The sequence below is a fragment of the Streptosporangium oxazolinicum genome (assembly GCF_039537505.1).
Classification (GTDB): domain Bacteria; phylum Actinomycetota; class Actinomycetes; order Streptosporangiales; family Streptosporangiaceae; genus Streptosporangium; species Streptosporangium oxazolinicum.
Genome location: NZ_BAABAQ010000016.1, coordinates 81,948 through 100,237 on the forward strand (window position 1 = coordinate 81,948; position 18,290 = coordinate 100,237).

Genomic DNA, 18,290 nt, shown 5'->3' on the forward strand with positions numbered 1-18,290 from the left:
ATCCCGGGGAGCGAAACCCGGACGGGCCGGTCCCCGCCGGTCGTGAAAACACGGCCAAGGACGGGAAAAGACATCGACGGGCGCGAGCGCCGGGTGCCGCCCGCGTCGTTCGTTTCACCAGGCTCGGGCGCATGACAGCAACCCCATCCCGCCGATCCCCCGCGCCGGGTCCGCTCATGACAGCAGGAGACGACGAGGCGGACGGGCCCCCATCCGGACGAGGTCCCTCGGCCCCGCCTCGCGGGGCGGGGGGCCTGCGAGGGTGGGCGCCCACCGTGTCGATGACCGCCCTCACCGCGGCGGTGACGGCCTTTTTCGGCGTCTCCGTCCCGGACATGGTCCTCTTCGGCCTCTACGTCGTGCTGGGCGTGGGGCTCCCCGGGGTGCTGCTGCTCCGGCTCCTGTACCGGGGCAGGCGTACGCTCGCGGAGGAGATGGCGCTCGGGCTGGCACTCGGCTACGCCGTGGAGGTCTTCGCCTACGCCGGTGCCCGCGCCCTCGGCGTACCGCTGCTCGTCCTGGTCTGGCCGATCGGCACCTGCCTGCTCTTCCTCGCCGTCCCCCGGCTGCGCCGGCACTGGACGGTCTCCCCGTCCCGCCGGGAGCGGGCACCCGTCTGGTGGTCGTGGCTCCTGGCGCTGCTGTTCGGGTATCTGCTCGCCTGGAGCGCGGTCTCGTTCTTCAGGCTCAACGCCCTGACCTGGCCCGCGCTCGGGGGAGCCTTCCCCGACATGCCGTTCCACCTGGCCCTGGTCGGCGAGCTGAGACACCATATGCCGCCCACCGTGCCCATGGTCGCCGGGGAGCCCCTCTCCTACCACTGGTTCGTCTACGCGGACCTGGCGGCGGCGAGCTGGGTGACCGGGGTGGAGCCGCTGGTGCTGCTGTTCCGGCTGGGCATGCTTCCCATGCTGGCCGCGTTCGTCGTCCTGGCGGGGATGACCGGGCGGCGGATCACGGGCTCCTGGACGGGAGCGGCCCTGACCGCGACCGGCACGGTGCTCGTGGCGACACCGAGTCTCTACCTGGGCAGCAACGGGGCCTTCACCTGGGGAGGGGTTCCCGACCTCGCGTGGGCGAGCCCCACCCAGACGTTCGGCGCCCTGCTGTTCGCGCCGGTCGTCCTGCTCCTCGCCGACCTCCTGGAGCGCCGCCGGCGGACCGCCGGGCGCTGGCCGCTGCTGGGCGTCTTCCTCGTCGCGGTGGCGGGGGCCAAGGCCACGTACCTCCCGCTACTGGGCGCGGGGCTGCTGGCGGTGGCCGCGGCCGGGGCGGTCAGGCGGCGCGGGCCGTCCCGGCCGCTGCTCGCCGCCCTCGGGATGACGGCGGCGTGTTTCCTGTTCGCGCAGTTCGTGCTGTTCGACGGCGCGCGGCAGGCACTCGCCGTCGACCCCTTCTCCTTCATGCGGACGGTCTGGCGGGAGATGACCGGCGCGGGAGAGGGGACCGATCCCCCGCCGCTCTCGACCCTGGGGATGGTGGCGGTGTTCCTGCTGTGCTGGGCCGTCACCTGGGGCGGGATCTCCGGCCTGCTGAGTCGGCCGAGGCTGCTCCTGCGCCCCGGCGTGGCGCTCACGCTCGGCATCGGCGCGGCGGGGGTCGGCGCGGCCCTGCTGCTCGGGCATCCCGGCCGCAGCCAGCTCTTCTTCCTGTCGGGCGCCTACCCCTACCTGGCGGCCGTCACGGCCCTCGGGATCGTCACCCTGGCGCGGCGGGCCCGGCAGTCGCGCCGGGCGACGCTGTACGCGGCCGGGGCGGGGCTGGCGGCGGCCTACCTGATCCCCCTGCTGTGCGACGTCCGGATTCCCCTGGAGCCGGGGACGGCCGACACCGTCCTCTACCTGCCGTACGTCGTGCTGCTGGCCGCGATCCTGTCGGCGGCGGCCGTCCTGGCCGTTACGAACGGGCGCCTGCGCGCCTGGTCCCTCGTCGTCACCGCGCTCGCGGTCGTCGGCCTGCCCGCCGTCGTACACGCGCGCGTCCTGTGGGTCGTGCACGGCGGTGACAGGAGCGCCCCTCCCCCTGCGACCGCGCCGCCCCCGGAGGGCGCCCTCGACGCCGGGCGGTGGCTGCGCGACCACTCCGACCCCGGCGACCTGGTCGCCACGAACGCGCACTGCCGCTGGGGGCGCGAGGAGCCGTGCGACGGCAGGCACTTCTGGGTGGCCGCGCTGTCCGAGCGGCGTGTGCTCGTCGAGGGGTGGACCTACACCGCGAGGAACCTGACCCGCTGGCGTCCGGAGCTGCCCTCGCTGGAGCTCCCCTTCTGGGACGACCGGCTCCTCGCGCTGAACGACTCCGTCTTCGAGGCGCCCACCGGCGAGGCCGTCCGGGACCTGCGCGAGCGGTACGGCGTGCGCTGGCTCCTCGCCGACGAGCACCGCGGCGGCCCGGCTCCCGGGCTCGCGGCCTTCGCGACACCGCGGTTCCGCTCCGGGGGTTACGCCGTCTACCGCCTGCCGGACGCCCCGGCGTGAGGCTGCCGGGGTGTCGGCCCGGCGTGAGAGGGCCGGGGTGTCCCCGGTATGAGGGTGCCGGGGTGTTGACCCGGCGTGAGGGTGCCGGGGTGTCCCCCGTGCGAAAGGGCCGGGGAGTGTCCCCCCGGCCCTCCGGGTGATCGCGACGGTGACCGGGCCCGCACCCGCACGGGCGGGTATCCCGCCCGAGGTCTCTGCCCTGAGATCCCTTCCCGGACGACCGCCCACGGCACCGCACGTGCGTACGGCCGGTGTCAGGGTGCTCCCGAGGCGTCCGGCAGCCGGTAGACGGCGTAGGCGCCGGAACGGAACCGGAGGTCGGCGAAATCGCCGATGTTCCCGACATTCCCGGTGTGTCCAGTGCCTCCGGTGCTTCCGGTGCTTCCGGGGTCAGGCTCCGGGCCCGGCCCGGGTTCCTCGGCGAGGAGCCAGCGCACCCCGTACCGTTCCCGCAGGAGCCGTGTCGAGGTCGCCGAGGGCTCCCGGAAGGCCGCGTCGTTCAGCCGGATCCGTTCCTCGTCCCAGAACGGGAGGCCCGTCATCGACCGGCCCGGACGCCAGCGGTCCAGGTTCGACGCGGTGTAGGTCCACCCCTCGACGAGCACGCGCCGCTCCGAGAGCGCGGACAGCCAGAAGTGGCGGCTGTCGCACGGCTCCTCGCGCCCCCAGACGCAGTGCGCGTTCGTGGCGACCAGGTCGCCGGGGTCGGAGTGGGCGCGCAGCCACCGTCCCGCGTCGAGCGCGCCGAGCGGGACCTCCCCCGCCGCCGGGCGGCTCACCTGGTAGACGCCGCCCTCGCCGCCGCCGTACGCGATCAGCAGCGCCCTGGCGTGCCAGGCGGAGAGGGGGCCGATGCCCGCGACCAGGGCGATGACGAGGGCCCAGTGGCGAAAGCGGCGCCTCGCCGCGACCAGGACGACGGCCGCCACCCCGGCGAGGACCAGCAGGACGAGGTACGGACGGTACAGGGCGCTCTCCGGCTCACCCGGGGTCAGCGGGACCTCGACACCGGACAGCGTGCGGACCAGGTGGGCGAGCACCACCCCCGCTCCCGCCGCGCACGCCGCCGCCAGGATCGTCACCCGTTCCCGGCGCGCGACGACGAGGAAGCCGTAGGCCGCGGCGACCGCCAGGCAGGGGTAGGCCCCCTGCATGAAGTAGCCCTGGTTCATCGCGGGCCCCCCGAGCAGGATCACCGCGCCGACGCCCGCCGCGCCGACGCCCAGGAGGAGGACCACCCCCGGCCTCAGGAGCAGCCGTCGCCGATGGAGCAGCCCGGCGACCCCGCACCAGGTGACGGCCCAGCACAGCGCGTACAGCAGCGTGATCCCCGCCAGCGAGGCGGGCGGCGGCGCGGCGCTCTCCCCCAGGCCGGTCAGCTCTCCCCAGGTTCTGCGCATGAGCGAGAGGGGGTCGAGGATCGTCGCCTGCCTCGCGCCGCCGAACAGCACGAACTGCGCGTACACCAGGCACGCGGACGCCATGCCGAGCGCGGCGAGCGCGGGCCGGGGCGACCGGTGTCGCACCCGCGCCTCGACCACGGCCACCGCGACCAGCCCGGCGACGAGCATGGGCAGGTACGTGGCCTTCGCCCCCATCAGGGCCACCAGGAAGACACCCAGCAGCAGCCACTCCCCGGCACCGCGCGCCCGGCGGCGGCGTTCGAGGAGGTCGACGAGGAGGAGGACCACCGGGGCGAACAGCAGGGCCCCGAAGGTCTGGGTGGGGCTCTCCCACGAGGAGTGCTGGACGCCGGTCCAGGTGAACAGCCCGTTCGCGTTCGCGTACAGGCTCGGCACCGCCACGAGGACCGTGCCGCCGATGGCGAGCAGCGCCCCCGCCCGGGAGCCGGTGACGCGATGCCCGATCGTCCCCACCAGGACGACGAACGCCACCAGCATGGGAAACATCCCCAGGCGGAACACCAGGACCAGCGGTTCCACCCCGGTGATCCAGCTCGCCGCCGCGAGGTGCGCGTAGACGAACCAGTGGTAGAGGAGCGGCTCGCCGAAGACCAGCGGCACCGTCGGCGGCACGTGGTGCCTCAGCTCGCCGACCAGGGCCAGGTGGTACGGCATGTCGAACAGGGACGTCCCGGCTCCCGGCCAGGTGAGGGGGGTCGTCCTGAAGAAGGTGAAGGAGCTCCAGGCGGCCACGTACGCGACGAGCAGGGCGAGGGACCACGAGTACCAGCCGGGCGCGCACGGGCGGACGGCGCCCTTCCAGTGCCGGCGCAGCCGGGGGACGGCGGTGAAGGCCAGGTACGTGGCGACCGGCCACGCCGCGACGAGCGACGGAGCCCCGGCGGCCCGGACGGCGACGTAGACGAGCACCTCCACGGCGTAGCCGAGTGCCAGCCCGAGCGCGACCTCCTCCACGAGCGCGAGCCGACGCGTCCCGCGGTGCAGGGCCCTGACCAGCAACAGGCCGGGAAGTGCCAGGCCCAGCGCGAGGTAGAGGCCGAAGGACGCCAGGTCCGCGGCCGACACCCCGTAGAAGGTGAGCACGGCCACGACGACGGCGGTCGCGAACACGGCCGGCGACCATCTCAGGACGAGGGCGGGCGGTGTTCTCCACGTTCGGGGGGATCGCCCGCCCCGGTGGGACGCCTCCGGTGTCTCGCCGCCCGCTTCGGGCGGGCTCAGCAGGGAATCGCTATCGGACGCCGACTTGATCATGGGCGCAAGTCTGGCAACGCGAGCACCGCCAACGGTCTCGGACATTCACGTCCCGCGATGTTTTACCAGTCTTTTGTGCCGGACGGGAGCGGTATGCCGGGCCGAAGGCGTACCCGATAATCACCTAAACCCGTATCACAGATCTTTGGATATTGATTTTGGTGATAGAGCCACCAACTCCGTACTCCCGAAAATGACGTCCGACGACAACTCCGGCGAGTGTGTTAACGTCGGAGACCCCGCCCGGTTTCGGCGAACCGGATCATTGTTTCCGACACCACTCGGAGCGGGGAGGAAATATGCTCGATTTTCTCGTCGGCAGCGGCCGTTGTGGTTCCACCCTCCTTTACGAGGTGCTCACCGGTCACCCGGCCGTGGGATTCGTCACCAACCTGGACGACCGGTTCCCCCGGGTCCCGGATTCGGCGAAGCGGATCGGCGGCAGGATCTGCCGCCGGACGCCGGCGCGCTTCCCGGAGAAACGCCTGCGTCCCTGTGAGGCCCATCGCGCGCTGAGACGTGAGGTCTCTCCGCTGATCGTCGAGTCCTTCCAGGACCTCTCGGCCGCCGACGTCACGCCCCGGCTGGCCGAGCGGCTGAGGGACTTCTTCGGGAGCCGGGCCGCCGCGCAGCGGGTCGGGCACTACATCCACAAGTTCACCGGGTGGCCCCGGGCGGCGTTCCTGCACGAGGTGTTCCCCGAGGCGCGCTTCGTGCACATCGTGCGCGACGGGCGCGCCGTGGCCAACTCGTGGCTGCAGATGCCGTGGTGGCGCGGGCACCTCGGGGCGCCGGGCTGGCACTTCGGCCCCCTGCCCGAACCCTACTCCGGGGAGTGGGACGAGGCGGGACGCTCGCAGGTCCATCTCGCGGGAATAGGCTGGAAACTGCTGATGGACGCCACCGAGGTGGCACGCGCCGCCGTTCCGCCGGACCTGTGGCTGCAGGTGCGCTACGAGGACCTGCTCGCCGACCCTCGCAAGCAGACGGACGTGGTCCTCGACTTCCTCGGGCTCGTCTGGACGCCCGAGTTCGAGCGGAGCTTCGCGCGCCACACCTTCTCGTCCGCCCGGTGCGAGTCCTTCCGGCGCGACCTCACCCCGTCGCAGCTCGCGCTGCTCGACCGGTCTCTCTCCGGGCACCTTCGCGGCTTCGGCTACCGGGTCTGACCCCGGGGCCGGACGTCTGGGGAACGCGCTCCCCGGACGTCCGCGACGACGGACACGCCACGGGCTCCGAGCAGGGCGCCGGGAAACACCGAGAAACGCCAGGGAACGCCAGGGAACGCCAGGGAACGCCAGGGAACGACGGAGAACACCGGGGAACGCCGGGGAACGCCGGGGAACGACGCGCTCGACGGGCGCGCCGCGGACCTCAGGCGCGCCGCGCCCCCGCCAGCTCCTCGTAGAGGTGCTCGAACCATTCGGCCGTTCCCGCCATCTCGACGCCCTCGGAGCTGGCGGCGGCCCCGGACCGCAGCCGGCGATGCATGGCCGGTTCCATCGCCTTGAGGATCCCCGCCGCCAGGGCCTCCGCCGACTCGGGCTCGGTCAGGATCCCGTTCCAGCCCGAGGAGACCAGCTCCGGTATCCCCCCGACCTCGGTGGAGACCACCGGCACCCCGGCCGCGAGCGCCTCCATGACGACCACGGGAAGCCCCTCGTAGTACGAGCTCAGCACCAGCAGGTCGGCCGCCGCCACCAGCCTCCTCGCCTGCCTCACCGGCCCCAGGACGCGTACCCGGCTCTCCAGCCCGAGCCGCTCCGTCTCCCGGACGATCCCCTCTCGCAGCGGCCCGTCCCCGGCCAGGAGGAAGAGGGCGTCCGGCCGGGCCAGGAGAACCTCGGCGGCGGCCCTGACCAGCAGCGCGTGGTTCTTCTCCGGCCGGAAGTTGGCGACGCAGACCACCAGGAACGCCTCTTCCGGCACGTCGAACTGGCGCCTGACGGTGCCCGCGCGCATCGCCCAGGAGCGCTGCTCGATGACGTCCACACCGTGCACCCGGGTGAGCAGGTGGCGTGCTCCCCGGACGGAGGGGGAGCACGCCACCTGCGACGAGACCGCGACCGTCCGGTCGTCGAGCCTGCGGACGAGATAGTCGAGGAGCGTGTTGACCGCCGCCGTCAGGCGGCCGAGACGGACGGTGGCCGGCCGGCGGCAGTAGTGGACCGTCGAGACCAGGACCGGCCGACGGCGAGTCATCCTGGCGAACGGCCAGAGCACCGCGGCGGGGGTCGGCGAGTGCGCGTTGAGCACGTCGGGGGCGAGCCGGTGAACCGTTCCGACGAGGCGGGCGTAGGCCAGCGGGAGCGCGTTCGCGCTGAGGTCGACGACCGTGATCCCCGAGGTCCGCAGCTGTTCCACAAGCTCGCCGGTCGACGCGTGGAGGCACACGACCGTGTAGTCCTTGTTCACCCTGGGAGCGCGCCGCAGCCGCTCGACGAGGAGCACCTCGACGCCCCCGGCGTCGAGGGTCCTGACGACCTCGCACACGCGAAGATCCCTCATCTCGTCCTTCCTGGTCGGGGCGGCGGGGTCACCGCGCCACCCGGGGGCCCGCGGTGTGCCGCGCCGGGATCGCGGGACGCGGCGCGTGCCCGGACGGCCGGGATCGAGACCGCCTCCGGTGTCCGGCCTCGGTCCACGCCACAGCGGCCAGCACGCTGACGACCAGCATGATCGGCATTCGCTGGCGGAAGATCAGGCCGATGTTCGACATGGTCGTCGCGTAGGCGATCGTGCCCGGGACGACGAACAGCACGAGGACGAACAGCAGCGTCCGGTCGTACCCCCACAGCCGCCGTGCCCCGCGCAGCCCGCTGTGGAGGAGGTAGTACCACAGAAGCGTGTCCACCTTCCCGAGCTGCAGCGCCACGCTGCCCGCCGTCCACGGGAACGGGGCCAGGAGTGTGTAGAACAGTTTCGGCACGAGCGCGCCCCACGCGTCGCCGTCGTCCTCGAACAGCACGCCGGAGCCGCCCTCCGCGCTGGACCTGCGGACCAGCTCCGACTGGCCCTGGTCCAGCTGCTCCTGCATCGCCGTGAAGGAGGCCCCGCCGTCCGCCTGCGCGATGAGCACCAGGATGGGGATGAGTATCAGGGTCGACACGACCAGGGAGCGGACGGACAGCTTCCGCTTCATCGGGGAGAGGCAGAACACCAGCGGCAGCGCGCACATGAGGACCATGTACGGCCGCACATGCCAGAGCGCCCACAGCAGCGGGACCACGGCGACCAACTTCCGCACGTCGAAACGCCGCACGTTGGAGACCACGAGCCACAGGCAGGCGACGACGAGGAACGCGTTGATGCCGTCCTTGAACGTGTCGGACGTGTGGAGCAGGAGGGAGGGGAGGAAGGCGACCACCACCAGCAGCCGGAACGCCGCCCGCTCGTCGGCCCCGACGATCCGCGCGAACCTGTACATGATGATGCACAGCCCGCCGGACAGGGTGGCCAGGACCGCCGTGCAGGCGAGCGTGGCCGGTCCGTCGCACAGGTAGACGATGATCCCGAAGAGGTTGCACGGCACCTCCAGGGAGTAGATGGAGGGGATCTGGTCGGAGGTGACGAACCCGAAACCCTCATACCTCCAGTACGCGGCGACCTCCAGGGCCCTGTCCAGATAGACGCGGTTGTCGCCGCCGTACTCGATGAGGCCGGGCCGTATCACCAGGACGTGCACGACCAGGCGGGCGACGAAGGCGAGGAGCAGCACCGGAACCGCCCGGTTCGCCTGCTCCATCCCCAGACTCGCGTAGGTGAGGAGAACCAGGAACGTCGCCATCAAGGCGACGAGAAAATACTCCATGAATGAAATCACCTTAGAAACGCATCGAGGTCCTGCGTCGTGGGCCCGCCACGCGGCCGGCGTGCAGGCGGGGTCTCGTGAAGGAGCCCGCCGGACCCACGTGAGGACGCTCCCGGCGGTCCCGGGAATCCGCGGCCTCCCGGCCGGCCGGTCATTTGACGCCGCGGATCACGTACATCCCGCGCCGTCTCTCGATCGAGACGGCGCGCAGGGCCAGTTCTTCGGTCCAGCGCCTGATCCGCCGCCGGGGCTGGGGCTTCTCGTATCGCGGGGCCAGCCAGTCGAACGTGTCCAGCACCGACCAGCTCCGCCTCGTCTCCTCGTCCGTCAGACCTAGGTGGCGGTGGTTGGCCACCGGCACCAGCCGCGCGAGCCCCTGTCCTACGCCCGGGACGGCGCTGAGCGCCATGGACAGCGGCAGCAGACGCGGCACCGTCCTCTCGACCAGGGTGTAGAGCCTCGCGGGAGGCATCCGCCGGGTGAAGGGGCGGATCAGCTGCCGCAGGTGGGGGTAGGCGATCACCGCCGCGTAGACGTCCACGCAGAACCGGCCCCCCGGCCTCAGGTAGCGGAGCAGGGTCTTGAACGTCCGTTCCACGTCCGGGGTGTGCTGGACGACTCCGAGGCAGAGCAGGAAGTCGAAGGACTCCTCGGGGAACGGCAGCTCGTAGACGCTCGCCTGGACGAGTCTCAGATTGGGGAAACGGCCGTTCGAGGCGGCGTTGGCGTGCACCGCGCTGGAGATGTCGAAGGACGTCACGAGGGCGCCGGTCTCGCACAGTACCTCGGTGAAGCGTCCCGCTCCGCTGCCGCACTCAAGCACGCTCCGGCCCCGCAGCTCCTCGGCGGACCAGCCGCTCCCCGTCATCAGCCGATCACGGGAGATCGGCATGCCGACGTGCGAGTCGAGCTGCGTCAGCCGATGCCGGTTCCACTGGAACCCGAATCCCTCCGCGTAGTTGTCCCGGGGAACGAACCTCGGGATCCCCTCGTCGACGGGATAGCCCGCCCCGCACCCGGCACAGCGCAGCCCGGCCTCCTCACGGAGCGAACCACCGCCGCCCGGCCCGGCACCGTCGTGAAGCGAACCACCACGGCCCGGCTCAACCCCCTCACGGAACGAACCACCGCCCCCGGGCTCGGTCTCGTCACGAAGCGAACCACCGCATCGGGGGCAGCACAGCGCGGGGTGCCGGAGGTCACCGGTACCCGTGCCGGCCGTCGCGTCTTCCGCAAAGGTCATCCGACCATCCGTTCAGCGAGAGGGAGTGCGGGGCCGCGACGTCGCGGCCGTCTTCCCGGCGTCCCGTCACGGGCGTCCGCCGGGTGGACGGGCACACGCGCCGGTCACCCACGACCGGTACGGGGTACGTTCGTTCACAAGCTCGCACGTCACGGCCACCGGGAGGCGTCCAGCGGCTCCCCCGCGAACAATGATCTTCGTGATCCTTACCGGCGGTTGGAGTTCGCCGCGACACGCCCCCGCCGCCAACCGCACGCCAATCGCCCGTGAGCGGCCACGGTCGGTTACTCTCGGCGAGATCGCGGTAACGGGCCGGATACCGGACGGTCCGGCCCGTCACCGGGGCCACCGGGGCCACCGGGGCCACCGGGGTCGTCCAGGGCCGCGAGCAACGGAGGACCCGATGTGCGGGATAGCCGGAATGGCGTCGACGTCGCACCCCGATCCCGGACTCGTCCGCCGCATGTGCGACGTGATCGCGCACCGGGGTCCCGACGGTTCCGGCTTCCACGAGGACGAGCACGCGGCCCTCGGCATGCGCAGGCTGGCGATCATCGACGTGGCGACCGGCGGCCAGCCCGTCTACGGCGAGGACGAGCGGGTCGTGTCGGTCTTCAACGGTGAGATCTACAACTTCGCCGAACTGCGGCGGGACCTGGCGGGCCGGGGCCACCGCCTGCGTTCGGCGGGCGACTCGGAGTGCCTCGCCCACCTCTACGAGGAGTACGGCACCGACATGGTCCACCGGCTGCGGGGCATGTTCGCCTTCGCCGTCTGGGACCGCGACCGGCGGCGGCTGGTCCTGGCCCGCGACCGGGTCGGGAAGAAGCCGCTGTACTGGAGGGCCGACCACGCCTCGATCTGGTTCGGCTCGGAGCTGAAGTCGCTGGCCCAGGATCCCGGCATGCGCCGCGAGATCGACCCGGTGGCGCTGCACCACTACCTGACCTACCGCTACGTCCCCGCGCCGTGGTCGATCTACCAGGGTGTGCACAAGCTGCCTCCGGGCCACGTGCTGGTCTGGGAGCGGGGGCGGGTCACCACGCACCGCTACTGGGAGCTGGACCGCACCCCGCGAGCGGTGACGGACGAGCGGGAGGAGGAGGAGCGCCTGCGCGAGCTGATCCTGGAGGCGACCCGGATCCGCATGGTGAGCGAGCGTCCCATCGGGGCGTTCCTCTCCGGGGGGATCGACTCGTCGGCCGTGGTGGCGGCGATGGCGATGCAGAGCCGCGAGCGGGTCAAGACGTTCTGCGTCGGCTTCGAGGACGACCGCTACGACGAGCGTTCCGAGGCCCGGCTGGTCGCCGAGCGTTACTCCACCGACCACCACGAGCTCGTCGTGACGGCCGATCTCCTCGGCGTCCTGCCCCTGCTCGCCTGGCACTTCGACGAGCCGTTCGCCGACTCCTCGGCCGTCCCCAGCTTCTACGTGGCGCGGCTGAGCCGGCGGCACGTCACCGTCGTGCTCAACGGCGACGGCGGCGACGAGTGTTTCGGCGGCTACCGGCGCTACGCCCTGATGAGGCAGGCCGCCAGGATCCCGGCCATGCCCCGGGCGCTGGCCGCGCTGTCCGCCCGCGCCGGCACGCTCATCACCGAGCGGAGCGGGTACGGGTCGCGGGGACGGCATCTGGGCCGCGTCATGCGGTTCGCCGCGGAGCGCCCGTCGCGGCGCTACGCCGGCCTGATGTCCTGCTTCACGGCCGAGCAGAAGTCGGAGCTCTACAGCCCCGCGCTGCGCGAGCGGCTGGCGGGGGTGGACAGCCACGGGCTGCTGGAGGAGACCTTCCTGGAGTCGTCCGCGGTGACCGCCCTGGGCCGCGTCCTGGACGTCGACACCACCACCTACCTCCCGTACGACCTGTTGGTCAAGGTCGACGTCACCACGATGGCCAACTCGATGGAGGCCCGCTCCCCGTTCCTGGACCACCGGCTGATGGAGTGGGCGGCGGGGCTCCCCGACCCGCTGAAGGTCCGCGACCGGCGGACCAAACTGCTGCTCAGGAGGGCGGTCGCGCCCTGGCTGCCCGACCGGCTCCCGCACCGCCCCAAGCAGGGGTTCGGCGTGCCGCTCGCCACCTGGCTCAGGGGTGAGCTGCGGGAGCTCTCCCACGACGTGCTCACCGACGGCGCCGCCCGCGGCAGGGGGCTGTTCCGGCAGGAGGCGGTCCGGAACCTGCTCCGGCGGCACGCCGAAGGAGCCGACCACGGTGACCGGCTGTGGGCGCTGCTGCAGTTCGAGCTCTGGCACCGGGCGCACGCCGTCCCGGGTGGCCCCGTCATGGCGGAGATCGGATGCCCAGGGCCCTGAATGGGAGCACGACCCTCACCCAGACCGTCCAGACGATGGCCAGCCACGTCCTGCGGCTCACGCTGGCGGCGATCACGGGCGTCCTGATAGCGCGCACCCTCCAGCCCGAGGGCCGGGGTGTCTACGCGATGCTCGCGACCACCGGGGGGATCGCGGTCGTCCTGGGCAACCTGTCGATCGTGAGATCGCAGATCGCGCTGTGGCGGGATCCCGCGCGACACCGCGCCCTGGCGGGCAACGGCCTGCTGCTCGGGCTGCTTCTCGGGCTCGTCTCCGCCGCGGTCACCCTGGCGGTCGTGCCCGTGTTCCTCCCCCTTCCCGCACTCCACCTGCTCGTCATCGCCCTGCTCGCGGTGCCGTTCGGCGTCGCGGCGGTCAACCTCAACGGGATCGCGCAGCTGCGGTCCCGCAACGGCCTGGTCAACCGGGGGGTCGTCGCGTCCGCGCTCGTCCTGAACCTGCCGATCCTGGTGCTCGCGGCGACGGGGAACCTCACCGTCACGGCGGTGATCGTCTGCTGGACGGCCGCGGTGAGCGCGCCCTTCTGGCTGCTGCTGCGGCCGCTCGGTCTTCGCTCCATGCGTGTGGAGCCGGCTCTGGCCCGCCGTCAGCTCGCCCTGTCGTGCCGGTACCACGTCGGGCTGGCGGCGTTCCACCTCCTGCTGACCGCCGACGTCTTCCTGCTGGGTGCCCTCGTCTCGCCCGCCGAGGTGGGCCTGTACACCGTCGGCGCGGCGTTCCTGACCTTCTCGCGGGTACCCGCCGACGCGGTGACCCAGGTCGCGCTCCCCCGCCAGGCCGTCGAGGACGAGCACGACGCCAGGGACGTCAGTGTCCGCGTCCTGCGGCTCAACCTGCTGCTGTCGTCCGTCTTCGTCTGCGCGCTGTCGATCGCCTCACCCGTGGTCGTGCCCCTGCTCTACGGTTCCGCGTTCGCCGGCAGCGTGACGCCGATCCTCCTCCTCGCCCCCGGTATGGTCGCCCTGTCGCTGCTCCGGCCGGTCGAGCAGTATCTGGTACGGCTGGGCCGCCCGATGACCATGACCGCCGTCGCCGCCGTCGCCCTGGCGGCGAACCTGGCGCTGAACGTCCTGCTCATCCCCCGGTGGGGGGCCTCGGGCGCCGCCCTGGCCGCGAGCGCCGCCTACACCGCCATGGCGGCGGCCGAGATCACCTGGTTCGCCAGGAGGACCGCGACCGGGGCGCGGGAGCTGCTGCCTCGGCTCTCCGACCTGCGTTCCGTGGTCTCGGCGTTCTCCCGCGCCGGCCGTCCGGCCGGGCCGCGCCACCGCCCGAGCCACCCGAGCCACCCGAACGGCCCGAACGGCCCGAACGGCCCGAACGGCCCGAGCGGCCCGAGCGGCCCGGAGAATTTCAAGGTATCCGCGGGCAAAGGAGAAAGAGCTGGTAAGACCCAGGTGTCCGGGCTGGATCACGTTTAGGTAGGGAGTAGGGAAAACATCGCGCCACCACCGTGATGGTGTCGGCGGACGGATCTGGCGGAGAACTAGTTTCTCCGACGTGAGCCAGGCCTGTCCCAAGGAGCCCCTATGAAGCCAGACGGCCGGATTCGTGTCATGGAGATCATCGCGCGGATGAACGTCGGCGGTCCAGCGACCCAGGTCTCGGGGCTGCACGAGCGGCTGGACCGCGAGGAGTTCGACCACCGCCTCTACACCGGCCACGTCGACGGCCACGAGGGCGACCACCTGCTGCTGCACGACGTGCGAGAGCCGGTGCACCGGGTGCCCGGCCTCGGCCGCCCCGTCGACCCCGGCGACGACTACCGCGCCCTGTTCTGGCTGGTCAGTGCCATGCGGGCGTTCCGTCCCCACATCGTCCACACCCGTACGGCCAAGGCCGGTGCCCTGGGGCGGGTGGCCGCCCGGCTGTCCCGCGTCGGCTCGGCCCGGGTGCACGTCTTCCACGGCCACCTCCTGCACGGTTACTTCTCACCGGTCAGGCGCGGCCTGTACGTGGGCTCCGAGCGGGTCCTGGCCTCCATGTCCGACCGGCTGGTGACGGTGGGGTCCCGGGTCAGGGACGAGTTGCTCCAGGCGGGGATCGGCCGTCCCGAGCAGTACGTCGTCATCCCGCCCGGGGTCCGGCCGGGGCCGGTCCCCGATCGCGGCGCGGCCCGCGCGGCGCTGGGCATCCCGCAGGACGCGCCCGTGGTGGCGTACGTGGGCCGCCTCACCCAGGTGAAACGGCCGGACCGGTTCGTCGCGGTGGCGCACGCCGTGCTCGGCCGCATCCCCGGCTGTCACTTCGTCGTGTGCGGCGGCGGCGAGCTCGACCGGCAGGTCGAGCGGGACGCCGAGACCATCCGCGACTCCTTCCACCTGCTCGGCTGGCGCAGGGACGTGGAGACGGTCTACGCCGCCGCCGACGTGGTCCTGCTGACCTCCGACAACGAGGGCACCCCGCTCACTCTCGTCGAGGCGGGGATGGCGGGCACCCCGGTGGTCTCCACCCGGGTGGGCAGCGTCGCCGAGGTGGTGCGGGACGGGCACACCGGCCTGCTGTCGAGCACCGATCCGGACGAGCTGGCGGCGCACACCGTCCGGCTGCTGTCCGATCCCGGCCTCGCCCGCCGGATGGGCGGCGCGGCCCGCGACTGGACGACGTGCGCGTTCAGCCTGGACCGTCTCGTCGCGGACACCGAGCACCTCTACCGGTCGCTGTGCGAGGCACGCGGCCGTCACCTGCTCACCCAGGGGAACGGCCGATGAGAGTGCTGGTGACGGGCGGCGCCGGTTTCATCGGCGCGCACACCTGCCGGGCGCTGGCGGCCAGGCCCGACGTCGGGAACATCACGGTGCTGGACGACCTGAGCAGCGGCGACCTCGCCAATCTCGACGGCGTCGAGGCCGACGTCGTGACCGGCAGCGTCCTGGACCGGGACCTGCTGACGGAGCTGGTGGCCGGTGCCACGCACGTGATCCACCTCGCCGCCCGGCCGTCGGTGCCCCGGTCGCTGGCCGACCCGCTGACCTCGCACGCCGTCAACGCGACCGGCACCCTGCACGTGCTGGAGGCCTGCCGCGCCGGCAGGCCGCACCTGATCCTCGCCTCCTCCTCCTCGGTGTACGGCGACCGCCCGGAACCCCGCAAGCACGAGGACCTGCCCACCAGGCCGCTCAGCCCGTACGGGGCCGGCAAGCTCGCCGCGGAGGCGTACGCGCTGGCCTACGCGCACAGCTACGGCCTGCCGGTCCTGCCGTTCCGCTTCTTCAACGTCTACGGGCCGCTGCAGAGCGCCGGGCACGCGTACGCGGCCGTGATCCCGGTGTTCGTCTCCGCGGCGCTGCGGGGCGAGCCGGTCCCGCTGCACGGCGACGGCGGTCAGACGCGGGACTTCACCTACGTGGGGTCGGTGACCGAGGTCCTCGCCGACGCGGCCGCCCGCCGGGTGACGAGCGCGAAGCCGGTGAACCTCGCCTTCGGGACCCGCGTCTCCCTGCGGCACCTGATGGACCTCCTCTCCGAGATCCTCGGCCGGGTGGTGGAGCCGGTCTCCCTGCCCCCGCGCAGGGGCGACGTCAGGGAGTCACAGGCATCCGCCCGCCTGCTGCGCGAGCTGTTCCCGGGGGTGCGTCCCGTCTCCCTGGAGGACGGGCTCCGCACGACGGTGGCCTGGTTCGAGAGCACGCGGGCCCCGGACGTCGAGGCGGTGGCCGGCATTCAAGTGTGAGCGGCCGTCTCCCCTCCGGCGGCAGAGATCTCTCCAAGCACACGATGAGGAGAAGCCCGTGAGCAAGACACCAACCAACTACCTGATAACGGGCGGCAGCGGATTCATCGGATCGCATCTGGCCGACGCCCTGCTCGCCCGCGACGACGCCGTCGTCGCCCTGGACAATCTCTCGACGGGACGGCTGGAGAACCTCAGGCCGCACCCGAACCTGCGCTTCGTGCACGGTTCGGTCCTGGACGAGCTCATGGTCGACGAACTGGTCCACCGGTGCGACGTCGTCGTCCACCTGGCGGCGGCGGTCGGCGTCAAACTGATCGTCGAGCGGCCGCTGCGCTCCCTGACGACCAACATCCGAGGTTCGGAGATCGTCATCGAGGCGGCGCACCGGTACCGGAAGAAGATCCTGATCACCAGCACGAGCGAGATCTACGGCAAGAACTCCTCGGGCGCGCTGCGGGAGGACTCCGACCGCATCCTCGGCAGTCCCGCCGTGGTCCGCTGGGCCTACAGCACCGCGAAGGCCGTCGACGAGATCCTCGCCAACGCCTACCACAAGGAGCGCGGCCTGCCGACGATCATCGTCCGGCTGTTCAACACGGTGGGCCCTCGGCAGAGCCCGAGCTACGGCATGGTCATCCCGAGCCTCGTCCGGCAGGCGCTCTCGGCGGCCCCGCTGACGGTGTTCGGCGACGGGACCCAGACCCGCTGCTTCGCGCACGTCGCGGACGTCGTCGACGCGCTGCTCAGGTTGCTCGACGAGGACGCGGCGGTCGGTGAGACCTTCAACATCGGTTCCGGCGACGAGGTGAGCATCATGGAGCTGGCCAAGCTCATCATCGAGTTCACCGGGTCCACCTCCGGGATCGACCTCATCCCCTACTCCGAGGCCTACGAGCGGGGGTTCGAGGACATGACCCGCAGGGTCCCCGACACCGCGAAGCTTCGCGCGCTCACCGGCTGGGTCCCGCGACGGAACCTCGACGAGATCCTCACCGAGATCATCAGGGAGGCCTCCGGGGAACCGGCGGCGTCCACCCCGTGAGCGGGACGATCGCCCTCGTCTCGGGAGTGGCCTGCGCGTTCAGCGTCACGGCCGTCGTGCCGCTGAGGCGTCTCGCGATCCGCTGGAACCTCACCGACAACCCGGGCGGGCACAAGATTCACGCCCACCCGACCCCGTACATCGGCGGCATCGCGATCGTGGCGGGCACCGTCGTGCCCACCCTGGTCGCCCTCGGCCTCGCCGACCTGCAGCTCACCGCGATCCTTCTCGCCGCGACCGCGGTGTCCGCCCTCGGCCTGATCGACGACATCGCCCCCCTGAGCGCGGTCACCAGGCTCGCCGTGGAGACCGCGGTGGCGATCGGGGTGGTGCTCTCCGGTGTCCAGGCGGCCGTGACCGGGACGTGGCTGGACGGCGTCCTCACGGTGGCGTGGATCGTTGTGATGACGAACTCCTTCAACCTGCTGGACAACATGGACGGCGCGCTGGGAACCGTCACCGTCGTCACCGCGGCCCTGCTGGCGGCCACCGCCCTGGTGCGGGGCCACACCGCGCTCGCGCTGCTCCTGTGCGCGCTCACCTGCGCGTGCCTGGGCTTCCTGCCGTACAACTGGGAGCCGGCGAGGGTGTTCATGGGTGACTCGGGGTCGCTGTTCATCGGCTTCACGCTGGCCTGTTCGGCGGTCGTCCTGGCCGCCGGGGGCCGTCCGGACGCGACGGTCGCCGGGCTGTTCCTGCCGACCTTCCTGGCGACCCTCGACACCTGCGTGGTCTTCGTCTCCCGGTTGCTGGCGGGCCGCTCACCGTTGCGGGGCGGCACCGACCACGTCTCGCACCGGCTGCGCCGCGGCGGCCTGGGCACCCGCGCGGTCGCGGCGGCGCTCGGCCTGGTCGCGGCGCTCTCCGGCGCCCTCTGCCTGGCGATGGTCATGGGCAGGACCTCCCCTCTCGTCGCGACGGCCGCGGCCTGCGCGATCGCCGTCGCCCTCACCTGTCTGCCGCGAGGCGCGCGCGTCCCGGCCCAGCCCCCCGAACCCCTCCCGAAGATCCGCGAAAGGCGGCACTGA

At 72.2% G+C, this 18,290-nt stretch carries 12 protein-coding genes; 8 read left to right on the forward strand and 4 right to left on the reverse strand.

Going from position 1 to position 18,290, the window contains the following annotated elements:
• Window positions 1-281 precede the first annotated feature (281 nt).
• Entirely contained in the window at window positions 282-2,477 is a 2,196-nt protein-coding gene (locus ABD817_RS33920; RefSeq protein ID WP_344922412.1) for a hypothetical protein, read from the forward strand.
• Between the two features lie 254 nt (window positions 2,478-2,731).
• Here ABD817_RS33920 and ABD817_RS33925 read toward each other — a convergent pair whose 3' ends face one another.
• Window positions 2,732-5,011 (reverse strand): hypothetical protein, encoded by a 2,280-nt coding sequence (locus tag ABD817_RS33925; RefSeq protein WP_344922413.1) that lies wholly within the window; start codon window positions 5,009-5,011, stop codon window positions 2,732-2,734.
• 443 nt (window positions 5,012-5,454) lie between these two features.
• Here ABD817_RS33925 and ABD817_RS33930 point away from each other — a divergent pair, with 443 nt between their 5' ends.
• Window positions 5,455-6,324, forward strand: coding sequence for a sulfotransferase family protein (locus ABD817_RS33930; RefSeq protein ID WP_344922414.1), 870 nt, complete (start codon window positions 5,455-5,457; stop codon window positions 6,322-6,324).
• A 205-nt stretch (window positions 6,325-6,529) separates the two neighbouring features.
• Here the strand turns inward: ABD817_RS33930 and ABD817_RS33935 are convergent, their stop codons facing one another.
• From ABD817_RS33935 to ABD817_RS33945, 3 genes are all read right to left on the reverse strand, one after another.
• A complete protein-coding gene (locus ABD817_RS33935; RefSeq protein ID WP_344922415.1) occupies window positions 6,530-7,663 on the reverse strand; it encodes a glycosyltransferase in 1,134 nt (377 codons plus the stop codon).
• A gap of 28 nt (window positions 7,664-7,691) precedes the next feature.
• Window positions 7,692-8,966 carry a hypothetical protein gene (locus tag ABD817_RS33940; RefSeq protein WP_344922417.1) on the reverse strand — a complete coding sequence of 425 codons (1,275 nt, stop codon included), beginning with the start codon at window positions 8,964-8,966 and terminating at the stop codon, window positions 7,692-7,694.
• Between the two features lie 151 nt (window positions 8,967-9,117).
• The gene (locus ABD817_RS33945) at window positions 9,118-10,209 is read right to left on the reverse strand and encodes a methyltransferase domain-containing protein (protein WP_344922418.1); all 1,092 of its coding nucleotides are present in this window, start codon (window positions 10,207-10,209) and stop codon (window positions 9,118-9,120) included.
• Between the two features lie 403 nt (window positions 10,210-10,612).
• Here ABD817_RS33945 and asnB point away from each other — a divergent pair, with 403 nt between their 5' ends.
• The 6 genes from asnB (at window position 10,613) to ABD817_RS33975 (ending at window position 18,290) form a co-directional block, all read left to right on the forward strand.
• Window positions 10,613-12,523: an asparagine synthase (glutamine-hydrolyzing) gene (gene asnB / locus ABD817_RS33950; RefSeq protein WP_344922419.1), complete on the forward strand. Its 1,911-nt coding sequence runs from the start codon at window positions 10,613-10,615 to the stop codon at window positions 12,521-12,523.
• Window positions 12,508-13,965 carry a lipopolysaccharide biosynthesis protein gene (locus ABD817_RS33955; protein ID WP_344922420.1) on the forward strand — a complete coding sequence of 486 codons (1,458 nt, stop codon included), beginning with the start codon at window positions 12,508-12,510 and terminating at the stop codon, window positions 13,963-13,965. Before asnB ends, ABD817_RS33955 begins: the two co-directional genes overlap by 16 nt.
• A 108-nt stretch (window positions 13,966-14,073) precedes the next feature.
• Window positions 14,074-15,255 (forward strand): glycosyltransferase, encoded by a 1,182-nt coding sequence (locus ABD817_RS33960; protein WP_344922421.1) that lies wholly within the window; start codon window positions 14,074-14,076, stop codon window positions 15,253-15,255.
• On the forward strand, window positions 15,252-16,217 hold the full coding sequence (locus tag ABD817_RS33965) for an NAD-dependent epimerase/dehydratase family protein (RefSeq protein ID WP_344922422.1): 966 nt from the start codon (window positions 15,252-15,254) through the stop codon (window positions 16,215-16,217). Before ABD817_RS33960 ends, ABD817_RS33965 begins: the two co-directional genes overlap by 4 nt.
• Before the next feature lie 58 nt (window positions 16,218-16,275).
• Window positions 16,276-17,262, forward strand: a complete 987-nt coding sequence (locus ABD817_RS33970) for an NAD-dependent epimerase/dehydratase family protein (protein ID WP_344922423.1) — start codon at window positions 16,276-16,278, stop codon at window positions 17,260-17,262.
• Window positions 17,259-18,290 carry an MraY family glycosyltransferase gene (locus tag ABD817_RS33975; protein WP_344922424.1) on the forward strand — a complete coding sequence of 344 codons (1,032 nt, stop codon included), beginning with the start codon at window positions 17,259-17,261 and terminating at the stop codon, window positions 18,288-18,290. Before ABD817_RS33970 ends, ABD817_RS33975 begins: the two co-directional genes overlap by 4 nt.